The sequence below is a fragment of the Streptomyces sp. NPDC037203 genome, from assembly GCF_055605065.1.
Map to the genome: position 1 here is coordinate 274,781 of NZ_JBVJUC010000006.1, position 24,419 is coordinate 299,199.

20 protein-coding genes, 1 tRNA gene and 2 pseudogenes are annotated in these 24,419 nt (G+C 70.7%); 9 read left to right on the plus strand and 14 right to left on the minus strand.

Translation table 11 applies throughout. The annotated features are described in order from the left end of the window. Positions 1-8: 8 nt before the first annotated feature. The 6 genes from ACZ7EC_RS19525 to ACZ7EC_RS19550 are packed head-to-tail and all read right to left on the minus strand — an operon-like array spanning position 9 to position 5,184. The gene (locus tag ACZ7EC_RS19525; protein ID WP_471064266.1) at positions 9-1,097 is read right to left on the minus strand and encodes a glycosyltransferase family 4 protein; all 1,089 of its coding nucleotides are present in this window, start codon (positions 1,095-1,097) and stop codon (positions 9-11) included. A 23-nt stretch (positions 1,098-1,120) separates the two neighbouring features. Beyond that, positions 1,121-1,657, minus strand: coding sequence for a dCTP deaminase (locus ACZ7EC_RS19530; RefSeq protein ID WP_471064078.1), 537 nt, complete (start codon positions 1,655-1,657; stop codon positions 1,121-1,123). Continuing rightward, complete coding sequence (gene dcd / locus ACZ7EC_RS19535) at positions 1,654-2,193, minus strand: dCTP deaminase (RefSeq protein WP_471064080.1); 540 nt, start codon at positions 2,191-2,193, stop codon at positions 1,654-1,656. The genes ACZ7EC_RS19530 and dcd overlap by 4 nt, the downstream gene beginning before the upstream one ends. Further along, positions 2,193-3,428, minus strand: a complete 1,236-nt coding sequence (locus ACZ7EC_RS19540; protein ID WP_471064082.1) for a bifunctional UDP-sugar hydrolase/5'-nucleotidase — start codon at positions 3,426-3,428, stop codon at positions 2,193-2,195. The genes dcd and ACZ7EC_RS19540 overlap by 1 nt, the downstream gene beginning before the upstream one ends. Next, on the minus strand, positions 3,425-4,744 hold the full coding sequence (locus ACZ7EC_RS19545) for a UDP-N-acetylglucosamine 1-carboxyvinyltransferase (RefSeq protein WP_471064084.1): 1,320 nt from the start codon (positions 4,742-4,744) through the stop codon (positions 3,425-3,427). The genes ACZ7EC_RS19540 and ACZ7EC_RS19545 overlap by 4 nt, the downstream gene beginning before the upstream one ends. 2 nt (positions 4,745-4,746) lie before the next feature. Next, entirely contained in the window at positions 4,747-5,184 is a 438-nt protein-coding gene (locus ACZ7EC_RS19550) for an ATP-binding protein (protein WP_471064085.1), read from the minus strand. A 175-nt stretch (positions 5,185-5,359) separates the two neighbouring features. Here ACZ7EC_RS19550 and ACZ7EC_RS19555 point away from each other — a divergent pair, with 175 nt between their 5' ends. Together ACZ7EC_RS19555 and ACZ7EC_RS19560 are read left to right on the plus strand one after the other, a co-directional pair. Next, entirely contained in the window at positions 5,360-6,631 is a 1,272-nt protein-coding gene (locus ACZ7EC_RS19555) for a helix-turn-helix domain-containing protein (RefSeq protein ID WP_471064087.1), read from the plus strand. Beyond that, the gene (locus ACZ7EC_RS19560; RefSeq protein ID WP_471064088.1) at positions 6,628-7,182 is read left to right on the plus strand and encodes a flavoprotein; all 555 of its coding nucleotides are present in this window, start codon (positions 6,628-6,630) and stop codon (positions 7,180-7,182) included. The genes ACZ7EC_RS19555 and ACZ7EC_RS19560 overlap by 4 nt, the downstream gene beginning before the upstream one ends. A gap of 67 nt (positions 7,183-7,249) precedes the next feature. On the opposite strand, the gene ACZ7EC_RS19565 is transcribed toward ACZ7EC_RS19560, so the two are convergent. The 5 genes and pseudogenes from ACZ7EC_RS19565 to ACZ7EC_RS19585 form a co-directional block, all read right to left on the minus strand. Beyond that, the gene (locus tag ACZ7EC_RS19565; RefSeq protein WP_471064090.1) at positions 7,250-8,959 is read right to left on the minus strand and encodes a relaxase/mobilization nuclease domain-containing protein; all 1,710 of its coding nucleotides are present in this window, start codon (positions 8,957-8,959) and stop codon (positions 7,250-7,252) included. Beyond that, positions 8,956-9,605: pseudogene (locus ACZ7EC_RS19570) on the minus strand (MobC family plasmid mobilization relaxosome protein). The gene ACZ7EC_RS19565 and the pseudogene ACZ7EC_RS19570 overlap by 4 nt, the downstream one beginning before the upstream one ends. Before the next feature lie 120 nt (positions 9,606-9,725). Next, positions 9,726-10,583 carry a DUF2637 domain-containing protein gene (locus tag ACZ7EC_RS19575; RefSeq protein ID WP_471064091.1) on the minus strand — a complete coding sequence of 286 codons (858 nt, stop codon included), beginning with the start codon at positions 10,581-10,583 and terminating at the stop codon, positions 9,726-9,728. Positions 10,584-10,803: 220 nt separating this feature from the next. After that, positions 10,804-12,057 (minus strand): DUF3631 domain-containing protein, encoded by a 1,254-nt coding sequence (locus ACZ7EC_RS19580; RefSeq protein WP_359377167.1) that lies wholly within the window; start codon positions 12,055-12,057, stop codon positions 10,804-10,806. A gap of 136 nt (positions 12,058-12,193) precedes the next feature. After that, positions 12,194-12,430, minus strand: coding sequence for a helix-turn-helix transcriptional regulator (locus ACZ7EC_RS19585; RefSeq protein WP_359377164.1), 237 nt, complete (start codon positions 12,428-12,430; stop codon positions 12,194-12,196). Positions 12,431-12,896: 466 nt separating this feature from the next. Here ACZ7EC_RS19585 and ACZ7EC_RS19590 point away from each other — a divergent pair. Together ACZ7EC_RS19590 and ACZ7EC_RS19595 are read left to right on the plus strand one after the other, a co-directional pair. Beyond that, a pseudogene (locus tag ACZ7EC_RS19590) lies at positions 12,897-13,178 on the plus strand (helix-turn-helix domain-containing protein). Beyond that, complete coding sequence (locus ACZ7EC_RS19595) at positions 13,179-14,417, plus strand: tyrosine-type recombinase/integrase (RefSeq protein ID WP_266598972.1); 1,239 nt, start codon at positions 13,179-13,181, stop codon at positions 14,415-14,417. A gap of 96 nt (positions 14,418-14,513) precedes the next feature. Here ACZ7EC_RS19595 and ACZ7EC_RS19600 read toward each other — a convergent pair whose 3' ends face one another. From ACZ7EC_RS19600 to ACZ7EC_RS19610, 3 genes are all read right to left on the minus strand, one after another. Continuing rightward, complete coding sequence (locus ACZ7EC_RS19600) at positions 14,514-14,858, minus strand: hypothetical protein (protein WP_471064094.1); 345 nt, start codon at positions 14,856-14,858, stop codon at positions 14,514-14,516. 113 nt (positions 14,859-14,971) lie between these two features. After that, a tRNA-Arg gene (locus tag ACZ7EC_RS19605) sits at positions 14,972-15,044 on the minus strand. A gap of 379 nt (positions 15,045-15,423) precedes the next feature. Next, entirely contained in the window at positions 15,424-16,053 is a 630-nt protein-coding gene (locus tag ACZ7EC_RS19610; protein WP_471064096.1) for a TetR/AcrR family transcriptional regulator, read from the minus strand. A 132-nt stretch (positions 16,054-16,185) separates the two neighbouring features. Here ACZ7EC_RS19610 and ACZ7EC_RS19615 point away from each other — a divergent pair, with 132 nt between their 5' ends. The 5 genes from ACZ7EC_RS19615 to ACZ7EC_RS19635 all read left to right on the plus strand — a co-directional run bounded on the left by ACZ7EC_RS19615 (position 16,186) and on the right by ACZ7EC_RS19635 (position 24,344). Further along, positions 16,186-17,271, plus strand: a complete 1,086-nt coding sequence (locus tag ACZ7EC_RS19615) for a LysR family transcriptional regulator (protein WP_471064098.1) — start codon at positions 16,186-16,188, stop codon at positions 17,269-17,271. A gap of 44 nt (positions 17,272-17,315) precedes the next feature. Then, positions 17,316-18,224 (plus strand): EamA family transporter, encoded by a 909-nt coding sequence (locus ACZ7EC_RS19620; protein WP_471064100.1) that lies wholly within the window; start codon positions 17,316-17,318, stop codon positions 18,222-18,224. A 161-nt stretch (positions 18,225-18,385) separates the two neighbouring features. Next, a complete protein-coding gene (locus ACZ7EC_RS19625; RefSeq protein WP_471064102.1) occupies positions 18,386-18,847 on the plus strand; it encodes a cobalamin B12-binding domain-containing protein in 462 nt (153 codons plus the stop codon). After that, positions 18,844-22,182 carry an FAD/NAD(P)-binding protein gene (locus ACZ7EC_RS19630; RefSeq protein WP_471064104.1) on the plus strand — a complete coding sequence of 1,113 codons (3,339 nt, stop codon included), beginning with the start codon at positions 18,844-18,846 and terminating at the stop codon, positions 22,180-22,182. The genes ACZ7EC_RS19625 and ACZ7EC_RS19630 overlap by 4 nt, the downstream gene beginning before the upstream one ends. After that, on the plus strand, positions 22,179-24,344 hold the full coding sequence (locus ACZ7EC_RS19635; protein WP_471064106.1) for an AMP-binding protein: 2,166 nt from the start codon (positions 22,179-22,181) through the stop codon (positions 24,342-24,344). The genes ACZ7EC_RS19630 and ACZ7EC_RS19635 overlap by 4 nt, the downstream gene beginning before the upstream one ends. Positions 24,345-24,419 lie beyond the last annotated feature (75 nt).

A 24,419-nucleotide genomic window follows, 5' to 3' on the forward strand; every position in this document is an offset into this window, starting at 1 on the left:
CGGTCGGTTCAAGTGAGCTGCTGGCCGAGGTCGGTCAGCAATCGTGCGGTCGCCGAGAGGGGATAGCGTGCCGCGTTTGCATAGCCCGTCTCTCGCAGGGCGCTCAGTAGCCCACGTGTCTTTCTTAGCCGATCGAGGTCCCGCGCGAGTGTGGCGGAGTGGGTGAAGTCGGTGGCCATGGCGGAAGCGGCGAGCGCTTCGCTGAGGCCAGGGACGGGCTGGTAGAGGACGGGTAGTCCGCATGTCTGGGCTTCCAACGCGACCAGCCCCATGGCCTCCAGGGTGGTGGACGGCATGACCAGTACATCGTGTTCGGTGAAGGCTTTCCACAGCTGTGGGCGGCGGAGCCAGCCGAGGTAGCGCACTCGTACGCCTGCCCGCTGCAGCAGCGGGGCCAGGGCATGGAACTGGGCTCTGGGCGCGGCGATGCTCAGCTCGACACCGGGCACCGGAGCCAGGCTCTTGATCAGGATTTCCGCGCCCTTTTCGGCGGTCAGGCGCCCTGCGCACAGGAGCCGCAGGTGGCTGGTGGAGGTGCCTGCCGGCCGGGCGGGCGGGTCGGTGAGCAGGTGGTCGGGGATGCCCCAGGCGATGTGGGTGATCTTGCGCCGTTCGATCTGGGGGGCGAGCTTGAGGAGGCGGTCGGCCATTGCGTTGGTGGGGACCACGATGGCGTCGGCGGTCCTGGCTGTCTCGCGCAGCACTTGGAGCTGGTCTCGGTGGGTCTCGGCGAAGAGCAGGTCCGTGCCGTGGACGAGGGCGATCCGGGGGTGTGCGGGTAGGGCGCGGATGAGGGCTGGGGTGGCGCCGAACGCGAGGTGCTGCAAGTGGAGTACGTCGATCCGTGTGGGATCGAGCGTGGCTGTAAGTGCTCTACGCAGGGTGGAGACGTAGCGGCTGAAGGCCGTTCCTTCCAGGCATTTGCCTGCCACGGGGAGCAGGTTGAGGCCGACGGGCGGTCGGGGACCGTGACCAGGTGGCGCGAGCATGAAGGCGCGGGCCGGGATGAGAGGCTGCTGGCCGGTGTAGAGGTCGAGGAAGAGCTCGACGCTGCCGCCGGGGCTTCCGACGGGGAGGTCCAGGAAGGTGGCGGCCATCGGGCCGGTGGCCGAGCGAGCGTTCACCGCACTCCTCCGTCGATCTCCTCGTAAAGGCGCGAGATATCGATGCCTTCCGTGGTCGCGTACTTTGCGGGCTGCTGCTGGTAGCTGGCCGGTGCGCCGAAGGTGGTGAGGAAGACAAGCTTGCCGAAGGTCATGCCCGGATACACGCGCACCGGTCGGGCGGCGCGGATCTCCAGCGTCCACCGGATCGCATGGCCCTGGTGTCCGAGCGGAGCCGACACGTGGACCCAGATGCCCAGGGATCCGGTGGTGCGGTCGCCGTTCAGCAACTGCGCGTATGTCTCCGAACCGGTCCGCTCCAGCGTGATGCCCAGGTACAGCAGGCCAGGGCGCAGCACTAGGCCGGCGTCGGGGATGGACTGCTCGGTGAAGGTGGTGGGCATCGCGGCGTCGAGGTCGCCGTCGCAGACGCGGATGGTGTTGCCGAGGCGCCAGTCGTAGGCGTTGGGGGAGACGCGGCTGGGCTCGTACGGCTCGATGGTGATCTCGCCGGCCTGGACGGCGGCGGCGATGGCGGGGCCGGTGAGGATCACGATGTCACCACCTGGAGCCGGGCGAGGTCTCGCCAGTAGGCGGAGGGCTGCGGTCCTGTCGCGGCCTGGTATTTGCCGCGGTAGGGGTCCACGGCGCCGGTGGAGACGAAGAACATGATCTGTCCGATCTTCATGCCGGCGTACACGCGCAGCGGTCGGATCGGGGTGAGCATGAGCGTCCACTGGCCGTGGAAGCCGATGTCGCCGATGGGGGCGGTGATCTCGACGAACAGGCCGAGACGTCCGACGGAGGAGCGGCCGAACAGCAGCGGCACGAAGGTGTCGGAGCCGACCTCTTCGAGGGTGTGGCCGAGGTAGAGCTCGCCCGGCTGGAGGATGTGCCCGTCCGGGCCGATGGTGGTTTCGCGGGTGGGGTTGGGCCAGTGGGCATCCAAGACTGGGCCCGTGTAGGTGATCAGGGTGGGGCCCAGACGCACGTTGTAGCTGTTGGGGTTGACCTGGTCGGTGGCGAACGGGGTGATACGGAGGCGGCCGTCGTGAGCGGCAGCGGTGATCTCCGGGCCGGTGAGGATCATTACCTGTCGCCTTCCGCGGTGTCGGGAGCGGTGAGGACGTGCTGGACGGCCTGGTCCAGGCGCAGGCCGGCCTCGTGCGTGCGCTCGCCGAGGTAGGTGTCGGCGAGGTAGTCGGTGGTCAGCACGGTGGTGATGGCGTCCGGCAAGGGGTCGGGGGCGGTGACGAGCGGTCCGGTCTGGGTGGTCAGATGTGACAGCCAGCTGGGGAGGTCGCTTCGTGCTGGATCCGGCACGTGGGCGTGCACCAGCTGGTTACCGAACGGCTCGATGGAGAGCATGTCGCCCTGGGTGAGGTTGCCGCCGAGGGGTACGGCGCGTAGCGCCGTCTCGTTGAGGATGACCGCGTCTGCGCCGAGCCCCGTACGCAGGCGGGCAGTGAGGTCCAGGAGCAGGCTGCGCTGATCGAGGGCCTGGTGACGGTAGGCGGGACTGATCGGGCCGAGGACGTCGGCCAGCTGTTGCTTGACGTCTTCGATGCGTGAGCGCAGCTTCGCAAGTTCCGTCGGAACGACGCTCGGGGCCCGATCCGGGAAGGATGTGGTGCCCGCACCCCACCCCGTACCCACGGGCATGGCGATGGCATAGCCGCCTGCGAGTTCCCGGCCCTTGACGACCAGGGCGCCGTCGACTCGGACCGGCCCGTACTGATTGCTGTGGCAGTGCCCTGCGAAGACCACGTCGAGAAAGGGGCAGGCCGCCGCGACTTCCCGGTCTTCGTCGAAGCCGGAGTGGCTGAGCAGGACCCAGCTGTCCACCTCGTGGTGGTGGGCGAGAATGACCTCGCGCAGGGCTTGGAGGGGATCGGTGACGCAGTGGCCAGCTCGCTGGGCGGCCGGGATCGCGTGGAAGGCTTGCCGACCGATCACAGCGGTTACGCCGACGCACCGTCCATCGATGTCGGCGATGTACAGGCGGCGGAACAGAGCGTCGCCGGTGTCGGCGTCGACGGCGTTGGCGCAGACAGTGCGCCGGTGAAGGTCGGGTTCGAAGTGGTGGGGCCAGCCGTGGTTGCCAGGGGCCAGCACGTCGTACAGCCCGAGCAGGATCTCCCGCTCGATCGTGCCGCCAGCGAGGCGGTAATACCCGCTGCCTTCGAAGAAGTCGCCGCAGTCCACGATGAGCGAGGTCGGGCGCAGCGCGTGGAGGTGGGTCAAGAACGGCGTGGCGTTGTGGAAGGAGGAGTGGACGTCCGTCGTGGCGACGATCTGGCGCAGGTTCCGGCTGTCGGTGGTCATGGGGTGACCTCGCAGATGTCGGCGCCCAGGGTGCGCAGCTTGCCGGACAGGTCTGCGTGGCCGCGGCGCAACTGGTCGAGGCCGCCGATGGTGGTGACGCCTCGGGCCGTGAGGCCGGCGACCATGAGGGCGGACCCGGTGCGGATGTCGGAGGCTTCGACGCCCGCGCCCGTCAGCTGCTGGGGTCCGGTCAGGCGGCATTCGGTGGGGGAGATCTCCTCGATCTCGGCGCCCAGGCGGGTCAGCTGCGGCAACAGGTTGCCGTGGCGGCCGGGATTGATGGCGTCGGCGAACAGATGTGTACCGGGCAGTCCGAGGGCCAGTGGCATGAGCGGTGGTTCAAAGTCGGCGTCCAAGCCGGCCGGGCTCAGGGATGCGATGGCCCGCAGGGGACGGCCAATGGGGGCTGCCTCCTGGGCGCGGACGGTAAGGCCATCCGGCTCCGCGTCCACGGGGATGCCGAGCTGATGAAGGGCAGCCACGAACGCGCCTACGTCCTTGCCCTGCACGCCATTGATACGGGCAGTACCGCGTGTCGCGGCGATCGCGCAGGCCAGCGTGGCTGCCTCGATCTTGTCTCCGGGCACCGTCCAGGCAGCGGGAGCAGTCGGCGACGAGGAGGGCGGTGAGACGGTGAGTACATGTTCGCCGGCGCGCGTCTCCCAGCCCACCGAACTCAGGGCGTCGAGCACGCTCAGGACTTCGGGCGAGAGGTTGGGCTGGCCCAGCCGTAAGGGGCGGCCGGTTGTGAGGGCGCGCAGTGTCGCGGCCACGGTCGCACCGCGAGAGCGGAACGGCAGTGCGATGGAGATGGTGCCGGTGTGAGAGGTTAGTGCCTCGATGCCGTAACCGGAGCTGTTCTGCCGACTCCGGTCGCCGAATGCCTCGTACACCTTGAAGTGCAGCTCCATCCCGCGCGCACCGATCCGGCAGCCACCCGGCCAGGGCAGCTGTGCCTGGCCGTAACGCGCCAGCAGAGCAGGGACGAGGTAGTACGAGGCTCGGATCTGGGCTGCCTGCGCCAGAACGGGCAACCCCCCAGATGCCTCCGTCGGCAGCACCACATACGTGGTCGGTTCTCCGACGGGCTGCGCGACATGCCAGCCCGCCTGTTGCAGCAGAACAAGCATGATTTGGACGTCCGTGCTGTCCGGCACGTTGCTCAATCGGACCGGGCGACCGAAGGCCGCCGCAGCGGCCAGAAGCGGCAGAGCGGCGTTCTTGGAGCCGTCGACGCTCACGGTGCCGGCAAGCGGCGGGCCAGGGCGTACGGCGATCACCTCGGCGGCAACGCTGGGGGCGTGGGTGGTCGTCATCATCAACTCCTCTGGAGGGGAAGGAAGCAGGCGACTTCCTGGCTGGGTTTGCTGGGCAGGTCGATCTCGGCCCAGCAGCGCTTGCCCTTCTCGGTCGGTTCGGCGTGGTACCGGTCGGCGAGAGCGGCGACGAGGAACAGGCCCCGGCCGCCCTCGCGCTCCGCGTCGGGCAGAGCCGGGTGGGGTAGCACCGGGCTCGTGTCGCAGACCTCGATCCGCAGGACGGCCTCGTCGAGACAGACCACGAGCGAGACGGATCCGGTGCCGGCGTACTGGACCGCGTTGGTGACGAGCTCGCTGACCAGCAGTTCGGCTGCGTGCACCACCTCAGCGCCCAGCCCCGAGCCCCAGCCCGCTATCGCGTCCACGGCCTGGTGTCGGGCCTCTCTTGCTGCGGCGGGCGTCGCGGGTAGGGAGAGAGCGAGCTGGTGCGCTTCCATGAGCGGCCTCCCGGTGTAGGTAGGGCCACAACAAGCAACCAGTCCGTCGCCGTGAGTGGGGAACCCTGACGCGGGCGCTGCATGACTTATGCAGGAGCTGCATCACCGTCAACTAGGTCTGATCTATGCTCGATTGATCAGGCAGGATCAGCGACGGCGGAGGGAGCCGTGGCAGATGGCCGATGCATATGGGGAAGCGAGACGGATCGCAGAACGGATCCGTCGGGCACGGGTGTTACAGCGGCGTTCACAGCACGACGTGGCCGCAGCGCTCGGGTATCACCAGTCCAAGGTGAGCCGTCTGGAGAGCGGTCGCGGCACGGAGGACATCCGCGTACTACGTGCCATTGCGCAGGAACTGAACATTCCACCTCATGAGGTGGGCCTTTCCCCATCTCAGGACGTCTCCGCCGCCGATCAAGAAGCTGACGACATGCATCGCCGCACCTTCCTCACCGCAAGCATCGCAGCGCTCGCGGCCCCGGCCGGCTCTTCGGCCTCGCACACCGCCCTCGTCCAGGCACTCCTGCCCGGGCCCGGTCCCGCGGGCACCGGTGGCCCACAGGACACGGCAGTCCTGTACGAACGCGTCGGATCAGCACTGAGGCTCTTCCACACCTGCCAATACACGGAGTTGGAGCGCACCCTCCCGAGCCTGATTGCCGACCTGCGACTGGCGGCCGGTGATGCGACGGACGGGGACACGGTGTCCCGGCTCCTGGCCACGGCGTACCAGACGACGACGAGCCTGCTGCTCAAGCAGCACGACCAAGGCAACGCATGGCTCGCCGTCGGCCGGGCGATGGCCGAGGCCGAATGCTCGGGCGATCCGGTGGTCCTCGCCTCCAGCGTCCGTGTCCAGGCCCACGTTCTGGTCCGTGAGAAGCACGCCACGGAGGCAGTCACGCTGGTCCGGCACACCGCTGACCAGCTCACCGGCTCCTACGACCGGCGTTCACCGAAGTACCTTGCCGCCGTGGGACTGCTGCTCCTGCGAGGTGTGACCGCGGCCAGCAGTCGTGGTGATCGTGCGGCCACGAAGGAATTCCTAACCGAGGCGAAAGAAGTCTCGCGTTATGTCACTCTCGACCGGCCCGACGCCTGGGCCACCTTTAGCCCGACCAATGTCGCCCTGCACGAGCTGAGCGCCCTGGTGGCCTTCGGCGACGCCGGCCTCGCCCTTCAGGCGGCCAGGCCCCTCATGCGCCGGCACATCCCGGTCCCCGAACGCCGGGCCGCACTATGGGTCGAAGCGGCCCGCGCCTACAGCCAGCAGGGCCGCCTGGCCGACGGCTACCAAGCCCTGAGGATCGCCGAGACCTGCGCCGCCCAGGACATCCGCCGCCCCGACGTCCGCAACCTGGTCGCCGATATGGCCGCCCGCGACCGCCGACGTACCCTGCCGGAACTGCACCACTTCAGCCGCCAACTTGGAGTCCCCGCGTGACCGAACCGACTGCCCCGGACAAGAACCCCTTCCTGTACGTCGTCGTGTGCGCGGCAGGCGTGGCCCGTGACGTCGGCAAGCTGATCACGGCCGCCCAGGAGGCGAACTGGGATGTCGGCGTCATCGCCACACCGCAGGGATTTGGCTTCATCGACGCTACGGCGATCGAGGCACAGACCGGCTACCCGATCCGCTCCGCCTGGCGTTCACCGGGAGACCCGCGCCCACTGCCCCCGGCGGACGCGATCGCCGTGGCTCCCGCCACCTTCAACACGATCAACAAGTGGGCCGCCGGGATCTCCGACACCCTCGCCCTGGGCATCCTGTGCGAGGCGTACGGCATGGGCATCCCGACCGTGGCACTGCCCTACCTGAACTCCGCCCAGGCCGCCCACCCCGCCTACCAGCAGAGTCTGGACCGGCTGAGGGGGATGGGTGTCCTGATCGGATCCTGCGAACCGCACCGGCCGAGGGCCGGCGGCGCGGCGGACCGCTTCCGCTGGCAGGAGGCGCTGGAGCTGCTGGAGCCTTTGGTCAATACGGTGCGGTGACGCTGTTCCCTCGGTGTGGGAAAGCTGAGGGTGGACGCGACAGGTACCTCCGCGCCCGCTGACGGCATCACCGGTGTCGAGCAGGTGCCGCCAGGCCAGGCTGTGACGGGCTCGATGGTGTCTGGCCAGGCTGCGCCGGTCGGGCTGCAACGCTGGTGCGGGCTTGGGCAGCCCGTGCTCGGGTGCTGGGAGCCTGCCGGGCGACGAGGCGTTGGACGCGCCAGGTGAGGGTCCTGGCGGTGGAGCGGGCGTCGTCGAGGGTGCGCTGGCGTGCGGCGTGCTGGAGGAGTTGCTCGAGGTCGTGGCCGGCGTTCTCGGCTTCGGTGAGGACCGCGGCCAGTGCGGGCCAGGCAGGGTCGTCGAGGACCTGTTGGGCGTGGTCGGGCAGGATTTCGAGGATCCGCTGGGCGTGCCGTTCCATGGCGCGTGCCGGTGGTTGGTGCTGAGCCAGAGCGGCCAGCGGCCCGGCAGCAGCCTGTCGGTAGGCAGTCTGGAGATGGGCCAGGGTCTGGTGGGCGGCGGCGACCTGCTGGTCGTGCCGGCGGGCTTGGTGCCAGCGGGCTGTGGCCATGACGATGAGGACGGCGATGTCGAGGAACATCGCCAGCCCGGTGCCGTCGCCGGTGACCGGCGCGGTGCGCAGGGCTCGGACGGCACCCCGCAGGGCGCGGGCCTGGTCCTGCTGGGCGCGGATGCGGGAGCGGGTGGCGCGCTCGAAGGCGATGGCGGCCTGCTGCAGATGTGGCCGCAGGTGGCTGGGGGCGAGCAGCGGCAGGACGTCGATGGCTTCGCCGAGGGCCGCGACGTGGGCCTGGGCGGCTTCGTCGTCGCCGTGGTCGAGGTGGTGGGGGATGCGCTCGGCTGCTGCCGTGGCCTGGTGCCACGGGTTGGGCCTGCGTCGGCGGCCCGGCTCCGCTGCAGGCGGGGCATCGATGGCGGTAAGGCGTTCGCGGATTTTGGGGAAGGACAGATCGGGGGCGAGTTTGGCGCCCGAGAACCAGATCGGCTCGCCGGCGGCGTTGGTGTCGCCTTCGATGGCGACCTTGTACCCGCGCACGTCACCGGAGGGAAAGTGCTGGACGTCGACAAGGACACCCTCAACGCCGTCGAGCAGGTGGAGGAACTCCTCTGGGCTGGTGGCGAGGGACACCAACTGGCGGACGGTGGTGCGCAGGCGTTCGCGGGAGGTCTGGGTCGTGCCGGCGCGGCGGGCCTTTTCCGCTTCGGTGCGGGTTGGGCGCTGGGCGGCGGTGCGGTCGCCGCGCACCACCCGCTTCAGGCCGTATTCCTTCTCGATGGCCGCGAGTTCCTTGTCCGCGGTCAGGTAGTCGTTCCAGTGGCGGGCGGTGCGCAGGTCGCCTCGGACCTTGGTGGCGGCGATGTGGATGTGGTCGTCGGCGTGGCGCACGGCGACCCAGCGGCACCCGTCCGGGTCGCCTTCGGGCGCGATGCCGGTGGCCGCCACAATGCGGCGTGCGATGTCCGCCCACTCGGCGTCGGTGAGGTGCCGGTCGCCGGGGGCGGCACGTATCGAGCAGTGCCACACGTGCCGCTCGGGTGCGCGGCCCAGGCGGCGGGCTTGCTTGACCCGCAGGTCGAGGTCGGCCACGAGGCGCTTCTTTGTGGCGTCGAAGTCGTCGGCGCGGCCTGGGTCGGGAGCGAAGCCATCCCAGGAGGCGACCAAGTGTGGGTCGGTGTGGTCCTTGGCCTTCTTCGTGTCGAACAGGTACCGGACCAGGCCGGCGGTGCTCTTGCCGTTGCCGATCTTGGCAATCACCGGGCCGCCTTCGCCGTGACAGCGTGGTTCATGGTCTGCGCGATATCGCTGATAGCGGCGCGGACGGCGTCCAGGGTGCGCTCGGTCTGGGCGAGGACAGCGGTGTCCCCAGTGTGTGGATCACCTCCAGCGTTGAGGCGGTGGGCGATCTGGTTGACGTTGTTGCCGATGCGGGCGACCTGGGCTCGCAGGGCGTCGAGCTTGTCGAGGCAGTCGTCGAGCTGGGTGCGCTGCCCGGCCAGGCCCACGGTGAGGTCACCGTCGAGGTAGGCCATGATCACGGCGCCGACGAGGTGGGCGGCGGCGATGCCCAGCTTGCGGGCGCGGGTGAGGATCCGGGTCTTCTCGTCGATGCTGTAGCGGACGTCGACACGCTCTTTGCGCTGGACGCTCTCGCGGGTACGACGGCGGGCTATACGACGCAGGGTGACTTCGTCGGCAGACGCGGCGGGGACTGCTCGGCTGCGCCGACGGGTGTCTCCTCCTCGGGCACCCCCTGGTGCCCGAGGTCCTCCGCCACCTCCGGGGCGGACGTGTCCGCGTTGGACCGGCCCTTGGACGGTCCAACGTCATACCTTGCTGCGCTGGTGGCGGTGGTGGTCGTCTGCTCCCGATCGATGGGCAGTTGGTGATGTGGGTTGTGCATTGGCGGTTCTCCATGCGGTGTTGGGAAAGAGGTCGCGTTGACTCCAACGTGGGCCGCTCGGCCCCATGCGAGGGACGAGCGGGAGGAATCAAGCGCGAAGGACGATGGTCGGCGGCGGGCTCAGTGGGCGCCGGCGGGTTCCTTGTCGGACTCGGCCTGCCGCTGAGGTGTGGCTTGGTCGAGTTCGGCCTGCACCTGGTCCTTGATCTGGGTCAGGCGGTCCTTGCCGATGCGATGCCCAGCGGCTCGGATGGCCGCCTCGATGTTGCGGCGTGAGGCACGGTCTCCGCGTCCCAGCGGTGCGGCGTGGGCGATGGCGAGGAGTTCGTCGAACGTGGCGTCCCGCGCGTGTCCTTCTTCTTTGGCGGGAGGTTTCGGGGCCTGCGGCATGTTGGCGGCTGCCTCCACCGCGCCTGGGGGCTGGGCCACGTCGGGCGCGCTCGGTGCCTGCTTCGGCAGGAAGCCGTCGTCTTGCGAAGGGGCAGGCGGCTTGCCGCTGTGCGTGCCGTTGTGGCTGTGGCCGGAGGTGTTGTGGCCCGGTGTGGCGGCGGCTTCTTGGCGCAGGCTCGTGGCGTGGCGGCGGATGACCAGGTCCAGGTGGACGGCGCCGGCCAGGGCGAGAGGAGCTATGGCGGACAGGGCGCCGACGGTGACGTCGTCCAGGTGGAACCCGGTCGTGTGGGCCTGCTGGTTGAGGCGGACGGCGTGCAGAGCGTTCGCCCAGATGCTGGTGACCGTGGCGAGGCCGACCAATGCCCAGACGTACAGGCGTGACCGCCAGGGTGAGGTGCGCAGGATGAGCAGGGCGGCGACACCGATCGCGATGAACCCGTCGATCACGAGGGGGAAGGCGTAGCTGAGGGCTCCACGCACGTGGATGGCGACGGCCATCTGCCGCAGGGCGTCGTAGGAGAGGGCGAAGCCGATCGTGCCGACCAGGGCGACCCCGAGGCGGATCGCGGCAGTCAGCGCCGACACGGGAGTTTGGGTGGTGCGTGAAGGCAAGCGTGGTTCTCCAGGGAGAGACGGCTGCCATAGCCACAGGGCAGGGCTGCCGGTGGGGAGGGGGTGGACTCGTCACACCCGTCGCATGCCTGGTCAGGGCAGGTACGGGAGTCTGGCGTGATACAGGAGGACCCGTCACAGGCATCGGACCCGTCACGGAGCTGACCTGCAATGCGACGTGTGCGACGGGTGTTTACGGGTGGACGGGCGACCCGTGGCCTGTCGTTCTACTGCTGCCGCCGGGTGGCTGCTCCTCGGGGCAGTAGCGGGCCCAGGCGTCGGTGAACTGCGTGCGGGCAAATCCCCGGGCCTGCCGTCCGCCCTCGAAGCGGAGGACGGCCGCCTGGATACCGAAGTCCTTCAGCAGGATCCCCAGGTAGCGCGGGGTCAGGCCGGCGTTGCGGTACTCCGCCCACGGAGCCTCCTGGTCCTTGAGTAGTTCCTCCAGCAGGTCCCGCGTGCGCACGGTGTCGGGATCGCCGTAGGACGTGAAGACGCGGCGGATGTCCTTCAGCAGGCGCGTCTTGACGTTGGACTCGTCGTCCTGGCCGACCTCGGCCGCGCACATCGCTGCGCAGGCTGCCCGCGCTCTCTCCGGCCAGGTGCCGCCTGCCAGTTCGGCGACGACCACCAGCGGCTCCCAGGTGTCCGCAGCCCGGTCCTGTACCGGCATGGGCGGCACCAGGTCGGCTGCGGTGTCCATCAGCGGGCGCAGCCAGGCGGTCAGCCGGTCACGCAGGGCGTGCAGCGTGGGGATGTCGCGGCGGGAGCGGAACTGCTCCACCCGCTCACCTGGCTTGCGCCGCTGCATGCGGATCACCACCGCCCGGTCCATGACCGTGTCCGGCAGGTCCCCGATGCCGGCGAGCGCGGCCATGGCGAAGGTGGGGAACGCCTGCGGCTTGTGCTCGGGGCCTGAGATGCGCAGGGCGGGTCGGTTGCGCTGGTGGCCGGCGTTGAGCAGGCCGCGCAGCTCCTCGTTCTTCTCGGCGGCCTTGATGCTGCCGAAGATGGTGTCGGCCTCGTCCACCAACAGGGTGGGCGGGTCGTCACCGATGGCGCGGAAGACGACCGCCGGACTGGTGTTGACCGTGATCAGCGGTTCGCGCACGGTCTCCGTGATCACGTCCAGCAGGCGGGACTTGCCGCACCGCTTCGCCGGGCCGACCACCGCCAGACGCGGTGCGTGCTGCAGCGCGGGCTGGATGTGCGTGGCCGCCACCCACAGCGTGACGGCAGTCAGTGCGTCACTGCTGGGCAGGATCACGTACCGCGCGATCGCTTGCCGCAGTTCGTCCAGCAACTGTGCGCCCTCGCCGACTTGCGGGGGCTCGTCGTCCTCGACGGTGGAGGAACCCGAGGCGGGGTCCTGGCCGGGGACGGCGACGGGCGGCCAGGTGGGTATCGAGGATGCGGAGGAGGAGGCGGGGGACGTAGTTTCGTCCATAGGCGTTCCTTCCCGGTGGGCCGGACGGGCAAGGTCCGGCCCACCGATTCGATCGTTCAAGGGCGATGACGGCAGGGACCCTGCGGCTCTCGGCGGTGGCTCGCCGAGAGCCGTTGCGCTCTCCTGGCGGGGCGGCTCAGGCCGTGAGGTCGTACGCGGTCTGGGCGTTCACCCAGGCGTCCACCTCGGTCCAGCGGTAGCGCAGGTGGCGGCCGACCTTGTGCACGTTGGGGCCGATGCCCCGGTACTTCCACTGGTAGAGGGTCTTCACCGGCACCCCGAGATACGAGGCGACCTCCGCAGGGGTGGCAAGCGGGCCACGGGCTGCAGCGGTGGCGGGGGCGTTGGTGCTACGGGGAGAAGGGTTAGGCACGAGGCTCCTTTTCGGTCTTGGACAATGGCCTGGACAACACAGCCACACCTCACGGAGAGAAGTCCAGAGTTGGTTCTGAAACTCTGTACTACTTCTCTCTGCGTGGCCGGGGAGATGGAAACAGTAAGGGGGGATGCGCGGTTGCCGAAATCGCTCCCGAGGAACTCGAAATTTTTTTGGGGTGAAGCCTTCTGTAGAGGTGCCGGAATCCGATACCCCCAGTTCGAGGATGTCCCGGACGTGGGCGGGTGCCATCCGGTGAACCCGGTGGACTGTTCGGCTTATACCTGCTCGAATCGCCCATCCTCGGAGCGCGAAGGGAAGGTAGCACGGCATTCCCGAGGGAACGGATCGTGATGTGCCGGAATTCGATGAGAGGAACGCCACTCAGCCCTGGGGTGACTTCTGTAGAGTTTAAGAACCAACTCTTGCCATAACGTCCGGCCGCAAGTTACAGCTAACTGTCATGGCAACCCGACCTGTCGAAATAGGCCCCGCCGGCCTCCACACCGCCCGCGCCATCGAGCACCTACGCCTCGTGCGTGGCCTGACCCAGTACCAGCTCGCCGCGCGCTGCACCGCGCTGGGCCGCCCGATGACCAACACCGCTCTCAGCCGAACCTAGCGCGCGCGCCGCCGCTGCGACATCGACGACCTCGTCGTGATCGCCACTGCGCTGGGCATCCCCGCCGCGACGCTGCTCCTGCCGCTCCCGCCGGTGCCCAGCGGAGACTGGGAGGGGTGCTAGTTGGCGCGGGTCTGGATCGAGGACCGCATAGGGCACGCGACGTACGCGCGTGCCGCAGCAGATGCCAAGCGGGCGGGCCGTACGCCACCCGGGCGCTACCGAGTCCGCTGGTACGACCCTGACGGCAAGCCGAAGATGAAGACCTTCGTCCGCAAGGTCGACGCCGAGGCGGAGCGGACGAGGATGGAGTCCCGTCTCAACGACGGCTCCTACCGTGATCCGGCCGCCGCCCGGGTGAAGTTCGCGGAGGTTGCGGAGTCCTGGCTGGCCGCCCAGATCCATCTCAAGCGTTCGACCCGGGGCCGCTATCGCGGCGTTCTCGACGTCCATGTGATCCCCAGGTGGGGCACCACTCCGCTGGACCGTATCCAGTTCGAGGACATCGCCGAGTGGCTCGCGGACCTACTGTCCGGCGAGGCGACCGGCGGCAGGAAGCTCAGCCCCCGGTCGGTCCGCAAGGCGTACGTCGTCCTCAGCCGCGTTCTCGGCTATGCGGTCAAGGCCCGTCGGCTGGCGGTCAACCCGGCTGTCGGCGTGCCGCTGCCGAAGGCTGCGCCGGCTGACCACGTGTACCTGGACGACATGCAGGTCGACGCGCTGGCCAACGCGTCGGGCGCATACCGGGTGTTCATCCTGCTGCTGGCCTACACCGGCCTGCGCTGGGGTGAGGCGTCCGCGCTGAAGGTGGGCCGCGTGGACCTGGCCTCCTGCCGAGCCCACATCGTCGAGGCGTACGCCGAGGACAACGGCAAGCTCTACCTCGACACTCCAAAGAACCATGAGCGTCGGTCCGTACCGATCCCGCGGTTCCTGGCAGAGGAGTTGAAGCCGCACGTCCAGGGGCGGGGAGATGAGGAATTGCTCTTCACCGCCCCTCAGGGCGGACCGCTGAGGGCGCGGAACTTCCGTCAGCGGTTCTTCGCACCGGCGGTCGTGAAGGCCGGGCTGGGCCACCTCAAGGTCACCCCGCACAAGTTGCGGCACACGGCGGCCTCGCTCGCAATCGCCAGCGGCGCGGACGTCAACGTCGTGCAGACGATGCTCGGCCACAAGTCCGCGACCCTGACGCTCGACACGTACGGGCACCTTTTCCCTGACCGCCTCGACGAGGTGTCGAAGAAGATGCACAAGCGCCGCGCCAAGCAACTGGCCAAGGCGAAGGCCAAGCTGGAGAAGGCGGAGAGGAGGGCCCGCAAGGCCGCCGAGGAGGTGGCCGCCCTGGAGGGCGATGCCGCGTGATATGTGCCTGATCAGTGCCGGGAAGCCGTAACCGAGGGAGGCCGCCGCGCCGCACCAGCGCGGCGCGGCGGCCCCTTGCGTCTGCCTCGGATCGGGTCAGCCGCGCGGTCGGAGGCTCTGCTGCCGGGCCCGGTCGATCGCAGCAGTGGCCGCATCGCCGGCTAGTCGCTCGATCTCCTCGGGCACCGCCCGCTCATCGAGCACGAAGAGCCGGTCACCCACGAGACGGGTGGTGGTCTTCCAGTCGAGACGACGACCCGCTTCCCGAGCGGCATGCCGGACGTCCTTGAGGTCGCCCAGCTCGGCAAGATCGTCGCCGCTCAGGATCAGCTGCCCGTAGTAACCCTGGTATTCGGGCTTGAGCGCGGCTCGCATCCTCGATTCAAGCCGGTCGATCAGCTTCTCGTACCGGCGCCGGGCCAGCTCGTCCTTGTCGGGCATCCTGCACAGCTCCCCGCCATCCGCGCGCACGGCATGTGTGCCATATGTGTGCTGCAAGCGCAGGAGCCCTCCCGTCCGCTGGACGGAAGGGCTCCTGACCTGGTGTTTCTCTGTGCCCCCGGCAGGATTCGAACCTGCGACACCCGCTTTAGGAGAGCGGTGCTCTATCCCCTGAGCTACGAAGGCGGGGCTCGACCCACAGGGTACCGGATCGATGGTCGGGCGGATGTCGGGATGGGGCGGTGGGAGGTAGCGGCGCGAGGAAGCCGTCCCGCCGCGGCGAGTCCGGTGGCTCAAAGGGTGCACCGGTTTTGACCGCGTCACTCGGTCTCGGGGGCCTGCGTTCCTCGGGGTCGCCCCACCACCTGGCCCGGAAGCGCGCGTCCCCCTCAGGGTCGTGTCACCACCCGGTCCCGGAGGCGCGCCCCCCTCCGGGTCGTGTCGTCCAGCCGTCCAGCCCCGCGTCCCCTCGGGACCGTCCCGCAGACCCGGCCCCCACGGCATCGCGCCCCCCGCCTCGAAGGCCCGCACGCTCGTGGCCGCCTGGTCGTGGGACCGTCTGCCGTCAGGGGCGTGTCACGATTCCGTTCAGCAGGAGTTCGGAGGCCTGGGTCAGTTCTTGTTCCAGGTGGCCGGCCGGCTCGTTTTCCGTTTCGCGGAACCAGCGGTACAGGGTGCCCAGGTAGATGTCCCGCAGGACGTTGCCCACCTGCTGGGGGATGACGTCCTCGCGGAGTTCGCCGGACTTCCGGCCGTCCTCGACGATCTCGGCGAAGAGTTCGGCGACGTAGGGCTCCTCCCGGAGGGGGCGGCCGGCCTTGACCCAGGCGACCAGCATCGCGGCCGTGCGGTCGTGTTCCTCCTCGTTGATGCGGCCCAGGACGGCCATGCAGCGGCGCAGCCGGTCCGCGGCGCCGGTCTGGTCGGGGAAGGCGTCCTGCATGATGCCGACCAGGCGTTCCCGGCGGCGTTCGCCCCAGGTGCCGATGAGGTCTTCCTTGCGCGGGAAGTGGTTGAAGAACGTCCCGCGGGCGACGTCGGCGCGTTCGGCGATCTCGTCGACGGACGTCTGGTCGTAGCCCTGCTCGGCGAAGAGTTCCAGCGCCGCCGTGTACAGGCGCTCCTTTATCTTGATCTTGTTCCGCCCGCGACGCCCCAGGGGCGGGGCCTCGCTCTCGGGTGGGGACGTGTTCATCTCTTCCTCCCGTACGCGCGATGTCGGTAACAGGACAGAGACATGCGCCGCAGCCGAGTGCGACGCCCGCTCGGGCGCCCCGCCCCCCACCCGTTCTTATACCACAGTACATGCTTGGTTCACAGTCGATGCATGGCGAGCCGCCGAAGTGGCGGGCGTGCGGGGCGAGTTCGGGGATGGGTTGTAGATGGACCACGGAGCAGAGATGTATCGTGGTCCAAAGTTGACTCAAGGTCGTCCTCGTGCCGAGTCGGATGGCAGGCAGCACGCCCTGCGAAAGCCGGGCCGGAAGGAGACTGCAAGGTGGATGTTCAAAGGCTCGAGACATTCGTGGCCGTGGCGCAGAGCAACACCCTCGCCGAGGCCGCGGAGCGGCTCGGATACGCGCGCTCGACGGTCACCAGCCACCTCCAGGCGCTCGAACGCGCTCTGGGGGCCTCCCTGTTGGAGCGTGGGGCGTCGGTGAACCGGCTCACCAGGGCCGGGACCCGCTTCCTCGAATACGCGACGGATATCCTCGACAAACTGGCCCAGGCGCAGGCCGCGGTGGCCGCCGCCGCGGAGGACCGGCCGAGCACCCTCAGCATCGGCGCGACGGCCTCCCTGTGCACCTACCGGCTGCCGGGCTTCTTGCGCACGCTCCGCCGGCTCATGCCGAACCTGGAGACCCAGATCTTCGTCGGCTCGGTCGCCCAGCTGCGCGACCAGGTCGGCCGCGGCGAGCTGGCCGCCGCGCTCGTCAACTCGTCCACCGTGTCCGCGGCGGCTCTCCGGCAGGCCGGGGGCGACGACCGCCGGCACCTGTGGACCGACCGGGCCGTCCTGGTGGGTGCGCCCGAGTCGGCGGCGCGCCCTCAGCGGCTCCTGGTCACCGCGCCGGGCTGCGTCTACCGGGACATCGCCGAGCGGGAGGTGCTGCCCCGCCTCGGGCAGGTACCGGTCCAGCAGGTGGGCAGCGTGGACGGCGTGAAGTCCTCCGTGCTGGGCGGCATGGGCGTGGGCGTGGTGCCGGCCATCGCGGTCGGACCCCAGCTGGAATCGGGGCAGTTGGTGGAGATGCAGCCCTCGGGGCTGTCCCCGGTGATGTCCGAACTCATCTGGAACGCCGGGGTCACCCCCGCCCATGTCGTCCCGCACTTCCAGCTCCTGCGCCCGCCGGGCAATCCCCAGCCCGCCCGGTCCGGCGCGTCGTGCGTCACGAGCGGCATAGCGAGTTGAGCCCGCCACCGCAACGGCGGGGTGCGGGGGCGTCCGGCTGCCTCATGGTCGTCGGCGCCTGCGCGCTGTTCGGGCTGAGCGGTACGGCCTCGCGCGTGCTCATCGATCACGGGACCAGCGCGCTGACGGTCACTCAGTTCCGCATGGCGGCAGGGTTCCTGAGCCTGTTCGGGATCCTGGCCCTCACCCGGCGTGAGCTGCTGCGGCTGCCGTGGCGGTGGCTGCCGCGGGTGGTTCTCTTCGGGCTGGCGCTCGCGGCGCTCATCTACTGCTACTCGATGGCGATAGCCCGGCTGCCGCTGGCCGTCGCGCTGGTGCTCCAGTACAGCGCCGCCGCCTGGCTGACCGCCGCCGACGCGGCCCGGCGGCGCCGGCGCCCGGCCGTGAGCGTCCTGGTGGCGCTGCCGCTCACGCTCGGCGGTGTCGTCCTGATGGTCGGCATCGGCGGTGCCCGCCTGGGCCGTCTCGACCCCGTCGGGCTCGTCTTCGGGCTGGCCACCGCCGCCGCGTACATCCTGTATCTCGTGTGCGGCCGGGGCATCGGGGGTGCCGTGCACAGTGCCACCTCCACCATGTACGGATCGCTGGTCGCGGCCGTCGCGTGGGCCTGTGTGCAGCCGCCGTGGCGCATCGGGAGCGGCGCGTGGGAGCCGCGCGCGCTCGTGCCGCTCGTGCTGATCGGGGTCCTCGGGATGGCCGCTCCGTTCGCGCTGGTGCTCGCCGCCGTACGTTCCCTCGGGCCGACGCGGGTGAGCATGCTGGGCACCTTCGAGATCGTCGCCACCAGTGTCATCGCCTATGTGTGGCTCGGTCAGGCGCTGACCCTCCTCCAGTGCTTCGGCGGACTGCTGGTGGTCGCCGGGGTGGTCGTCTGCGGACGTCAAGCCCCGGAGGAAATGCGGCAGTCCGGGCGGCGAGCCCCGGACGAGACGCCGGTCGTCGGTACCAACTGAACGTACTCACACAGTAGTTGCTCCTCGCGCCAGAGCTCCGCACCGTGCGGCATCCGTGAACAGCGGTTCAGGACCTCCGAATCGGCCTGGGCCGGGAACCCGGAAACCGGGATCTTCGATGTGTCGCGGCAGCCGCGGCACATCGACAGGAGGTCTCTCCCGTGTCACCCATCCAGTCCAGAGCCACCCGCGTACTGCTCTCGACGGTCTCCTCCGACTCCCACACCTGGAACCTGGTCTTCCTCCAGCTGCTGCTCGAGGAACGGGGCTACGAGGTGCACAACCTCGGCCCGTGCGTGCCCGACGCCGAGATCATCGAGGAGGTCCGCGCACAGCGTCCCGACGCCGTGGTCATCTCCTCGGTGAACGGCCACGGCCACATCGACGGCCGCCGGCTGATCAGGAAGCTGCGGGAAGACAGTGACGCGACCCTGTCCGCCGTCCCCGTCATGATCGGCGGAAAGCTCGGCATCCAGGGCGCCGACCAGCCGCACCTCGCCGACGAACTGGTCGCCGAGGGCTTCGACGCGGTGTTCACGGACGGCGCGGACCCGGCCGAGTTCGGCAGCGCGCTCCAGCGGATGACGGGGCACCGCTCCGAGATCGCGGGGGCGGCCGTATGAGCGGGATCCGCCGCCAGGGCAGCCCTGACATGCAGAGCTACGTGGAACGCGCCGCGCGCGCCGGGCAGTTGGTCGTACAGCCCCGCATGGGAATGTCGGACCCGCAGGCCATGGCCGAGGGCCTGGCGGCCGTCACCGCGGCCCGCGCCCGTACCCTCGCCACGCTCACCATCGACTCCTACACCCGCGTCGAGGACATGGCCGGCGCGCAGGCGGCCCTCGACGCGGGCCGCGCGCTGAACGGCTTCCCCCTCGTCAACCACGGGCCGGGCGTCACCGCGCGGGTCGCCCGTGCCGCCGACGGCATCCCCGTCCAGGTCCGGCACGGCTCGGCACGGCCCGCCCATATCTTCGAGGCGATGATCGGGGCGGGGCTCTCCGCCTCCGAGGGCGGCCCGGTCTCCTACTGCCTGCCCTACTCCCGGCTCCCGCTGGCCGAGGCGGTGCCCGCCTGGACCGACGCGACCCAGCAGCTCGCCGAGCAGGCGGACGAGCGGGGGCTGCGGGCCCACCTGGAGACGTTCGGCGGCTGCATGCTCGGGCAGATGTGCCCGCCGTCGCTGCTCGTGGCGATCAGCGTCCTGGAGGCGATGTTCTTCGCCCGCAACGGGGTGACCTCGGTGTCGCTGTCGTACGCCCAGCAGACCAACGCGGTGCAGGACATCGAGGCGCTGGCGGCCCTGCACCACCTCGCGGAACTCTTCCTGCCCGCCAGCGTCGCGCGGCACGTGGTGCTCTACACCTACATGGGCGTCTACCCCGCCACCGAAGCCGGTGCCGAGCTGCTGCTGGATTCGTCCGCGCAGATCGCCGTGCGCGGCGGCGCCCAGCGGCTGATCGTCAAGACCGTCGCGGAGGCGCACCGGATCCCCACCGTGCCCGAGAACATCGCGGCCCTGGAACGGGCGGCCCGCGTGTCCCGGCAGGCCCTCCAGGACGACTGCCCGCTGCCGTGGGCCCGCCAGGTGGACTACGAGACGGTCTACACCGAGGCGCTACGGCTGATCACCGCGGTCCTCGACCACGGCACCGACATCGGCGCGGGCCTGCGCGCCGCCTTCGCGGCCGGCGTCCTCGATGTGCCGTTCTGCCTGCACCGGGACAACGCGGGCGTGGCCCGTGGAGCGATCGGCGACGACGGCCGGCTGGTCTGGGCCGGTACGGGCGCCATGCCGCTGCCGGTCACCGGCGGTACCCGGCACGCCGTCACATCGAGCCGGCTCCTGGGCATGCTGCGCTACACCGCGGACGCCCACGACCGGGCGGCGGCCGCCCTGACCCGCAAGCGAGAGGAGGCCATCACCGCCCGCCGCGAGGAGACCATCACCGCCCGCCGCGAGGAAGCCGGAGCGGTCCGCCGTGCGGAAGCCGGAGCAATCCGCCGCGAGGAGGCCGCAGCGGGCCACCGCGAGGGGGCCGCCGGGGAAGCCGCCGTCCACCGCATCGCGGTCGTCGGCTCCGGTCCGCGCGGACTCGCCGTCGTCGAACGCCTCGTGGCCCGGCTGCGCGAACGGACGCCGGAGCGGGCCGTGGAGATCGTGCTGATCGACAAGGACCAGGTCGGCGCGGGCCGCATCTGGCGCACCGACCAGAACCCGGCCTTCCTGATGAACACCGCCTGCGGCGAGGTGACCATGTTCTCCGGCCCCTCCGACGGCGGCCCCGCCCGAGCGGGCGCGGGACCCTCGCTGGGCCAGTGGTGGGCCGGCGCCGAGGACCTCGTCTACCCCGGCCCCAACGCCTACGCGCCGCGCGCGCTGTACGGCCAGTACCTGAGGTTCTTCCTCCAGGCGGTGGAGGACTCCCTCCCGGCCCGCGCGACCCTGCGCCGCCACACCGGGCACGTCGTGGCGATGCAACGGGCGGACAGGGTATGGCACTTGCGCTGCGCGGACGGCGAACTGCTCGCCGCCGACCGGGTGGTCCTCGCCACCGGTCACCCCCTGACCGAACTCACCGCCGAGCAGGGCCGCTTCGCCGACTTCGCCGCCGCCCGCCCGGAACTGACGTACATCCGCGGCGACAGCGCGGCCGACATGCCGCTGGAGCACATCGCGCCGGGGGCCCGCGTCGCGGTCCTCGGGATGGGCCTGACGTTCTACGACATCGTCGCGGCGCTGACCACCAGCCGGGGCGGCCAGTTCAGCGAGGGCCCGGACCGGGTGCTGCGGTATCTGCCCTCCGGCCTGGAACCGGTCCTGGTGGCGGGCTCGCGGTCCGGGGTGCCGCTGCCGGCCCGCGGGCTCAACCAGAAGGGCCCGCTGTGGCGGTACACGGCCCGGCTGTTCACCCCCGAGCGGATCGCCGCCCTGCGCGCGAGCGGCGCCCCCCTCGACTTCCGGCTCCAGGTCTGGCCCTGGCTGCACGCGGAGATGCAGCTCGTCTACTACGCCACCGCGGTACGTGCCAGACATGGGGACGGCCGGGAGAGGGAGTTCCTGATACGCACGGCCGCCCTTGTCGAGGAGGCCGGAGCCGACGGAGCGGAGAAGATCATCCGCACCGCCGCCGCCGAACTCGGCATCGACGGCCTGGCACCCCTGGACATCGACGCCCTGGCGCGCCCCTTCGCCGGCCGGACCTTCGAGAGCCCCGCCGCGTTCTCCGCCGCCCTCACGGCGCTGATCGACGAGGACCTCGCGCACGCCGGACAGGGCAACCTGGAAGGCCCCCGCAAGGCGGCCCTGGACGTCCTGCGCGACGTACGCGGAACCATCCGCGGCGCGGTCGACTTCGACGGCCTGACCGCCGCCTCGCACCGCGACGACTTCCTGGGCCGGCTCGCCCCGCTCAGCTCCTTCCTGGCCGCGGGCCCGCCGGCGCAGCGGCTGCGGCAGACCAGGGCGCTGCTCGAAGCGGGCGTCCTGCGGGTGGCCGGGCCCTCGGTCGAGTTCGCCGCGGACGAGGCGAGCGGGCGCTTCACCGTCCGCTCCCCGCAGGTCGGGGGATCGCTGGAGCACTGCGAGGTGCTCGTGGACGCCCGCATCCCGGCCCCGGACCTCTGCCGGGACACCGCACCGCTCACCCGGCAGCTGCTCGACAGCGGCCTGTGGACGCCCTGGGCCAACGAGCGGGGCGACGGCGGCCGGGTCACCGGGGGAGTGGCGACGACGGCCGGCCCGTACCGGCCCGTGACCGCGACCGGCGCGGCGGCGGAGGGCGTGTACGTCCTCGGCATCCCCTCCGAGGGACAGCGCTGGTTCATGCAGGTCGGCTCCGCGCGGCCCGGTCCCTGGACCGACTTCACGCGGGACGCCGACGCCATCGCACAGGACGCGCTCGCGGCGCTGACGCGGCCGGCCGCCCACCGCACGCTGGAAGGAACCCGAGGATGACCGCCCGAGACGACCGCGCCGCGGCCCACTCCACGCTGCGCCACACGCCCGCCCACGCCGCGTTCAAGCGCGCCCGCGATCTGCTCCTGGAGCTGCGCGCCGACCACGAGGCCGCCCACCGGGCCTTCCGCTGGCCCCGCCTCACCCACTTCAACTGGGCGCTGGAGTGGTTCGACGTCATCGCCCGCGACAACCGGCGCACGGCCCTCGAACTGATCGGCCCCGACGGCCGGGACCAGCGGATCTCCTACCAGGACCTCGCCACCCGCTCCGACCAGCTCGCCAACTGGCTCGGCCACACCGGGATCCGGCGGGGCGACCGGGTGCTCATCGTCCTCGGCACGCAGGTGGAGCTGTGGGAGACCCTGCTCGCCTGCCTGAAGACCGGGGCGGTGGCCATCCCCACCTACACCTCCCTGACCCGCAAGGAGGCCGCCGACCGGGTCCGGCGCGGCCGGGTCCGCCATGTGATCTGCCGCAGCGAACTCGCCCCGCTGTTCGAGGGGGTGGACCCGGAGCCGGGCGCCGCCACGACGCGCATCGCGGTCGGCGCCCCGGTCCGGGGCTGGCGGTCGTACGACGACTCGTACCAGGCCGCCACCCGCTATCTGCCGGCCGGCCCGACCCCGGCCTCGGACACCGCCTTCGCCTACTTCACCTCCGGCACCACCTCGGCGCCGAAGCTCGTCGTGCACACCCACGCCTCCTACCCGGTGGGGCACCTGTCCTCCCTGTACTTCAACGGCCTGCTGCCCGGCGACCGGCACGTCAACATCTCCGAGCCCGGCTGGGCCAAGCACTCCTGGTCCAGCTTCTTCGTCCCCTTCACCGCGGAGGCGACCCTCGTCGTCCCGCCCGCCGAGGACGTCGAGTCCGGGCAGCTGCCGCTGCTGCTGGAGGAGCGCGGCATCACCAGCCTGTGCGCCCCGCCCGCCCAGTGGACCCGGCTCGCCGCCCACGCCTGGACCGCCCGGCCGCGGCTGCGCGAGGCCACCACCGCCGGCGAGCCGCTCGCCCTGCACGTGGCGGAGGCCATCGAGGCCGAATGGGGCGTGACCATCCGGGAGGGCTACGGCCAGACCGAGACGACCGCCCTGGTCGGCACCACGCCCGGACTGCCCCGCAAGCCCGGCTGGCTGGGCAAGCCGCTGCCCGGCTGGCAGCTGACCGTCCGCGACGAGCAGCTGTACGTGGAACTCGCCGACGCCCCGGTGGGCATGATGACCGGCTACGACGGCGACCCCGAGCGCACCGGGCAGGTCCTCACCGCCGAGCGGTACGCGACCGGCGACTCCGCGGTCCTCGCCGCCGACGGGTACGTACGGCTGCTGGGCCGCCGCGACGACGTCTTCAAGTCGGGCGGGCACCGCGTCTCCCCGTACGAACTGGAGGCGATCCTGCGCACCCACCCCGCCGTCCGCGCGGCCGCCGTGGTGCCGGTGCCCCACCCCACGCTGACGCTCGCCGCGCACGCCGTGATCGAACTCGAAGCCGCCGCCCACGCCACCGAGACCGAACTCCTCGCCCACGTCGACCTGCACGTCACCCGCGCCCTGCGCGTCCACAGCGCCTCCTTCACCGACGCGCTGCCCCGTACGACGTCCGGCAAGATCCGCCGCTCCGAGGTGGCCGCCCGCCTGCGGGCCACCGGCACCGCCACCGACCCCGCGCACGGCCCCGGCCCCGCCGACCCGAAAGGCAACCCCATGTCCGTGACCAGCCACGCGCCGCGGCGCCGCGACGTCCTCGTCATCCGCGAACTCCTCGACTCCGCACACCTCGACCGGCTGACCTGGCAGGCCTACGTCCAGCCCGGACGCGAGGCGGTCGACGTGCACTGGCTCTACACCGCCGAGGAGACCGGGCCCGACGGCGCGGAGGCCTACCTCGCCCGCTTCGGGGCCGGCGCGCACGGAGACCTCCACCGCCACCTCGGCTTCGAGCTGATCGTGGTGGTGGACGGCGAACTGCACAACGACAACGGCGACGTCTACGGCCCCGGCTGCCTGGTGCTGGAGAAGCCCGGCAGCGTGCACCGGGTCAGCAGCCCCGGCGGCTGCACCCTCCTGGTGATCCGGGAGAAGCGCACCGAGGCCCTGCTGCCCGGCGAACTCCCGGACACCGGCCTCGCCCTGGACGGCGCACCGGTCCCCGCCACCTGAGCACACCGGTCCCCGCCACCTGAGCACACCGGGCCCCGCCCACCTGAGCGCCCCGCTCCCCGAACCCGCTGCCCC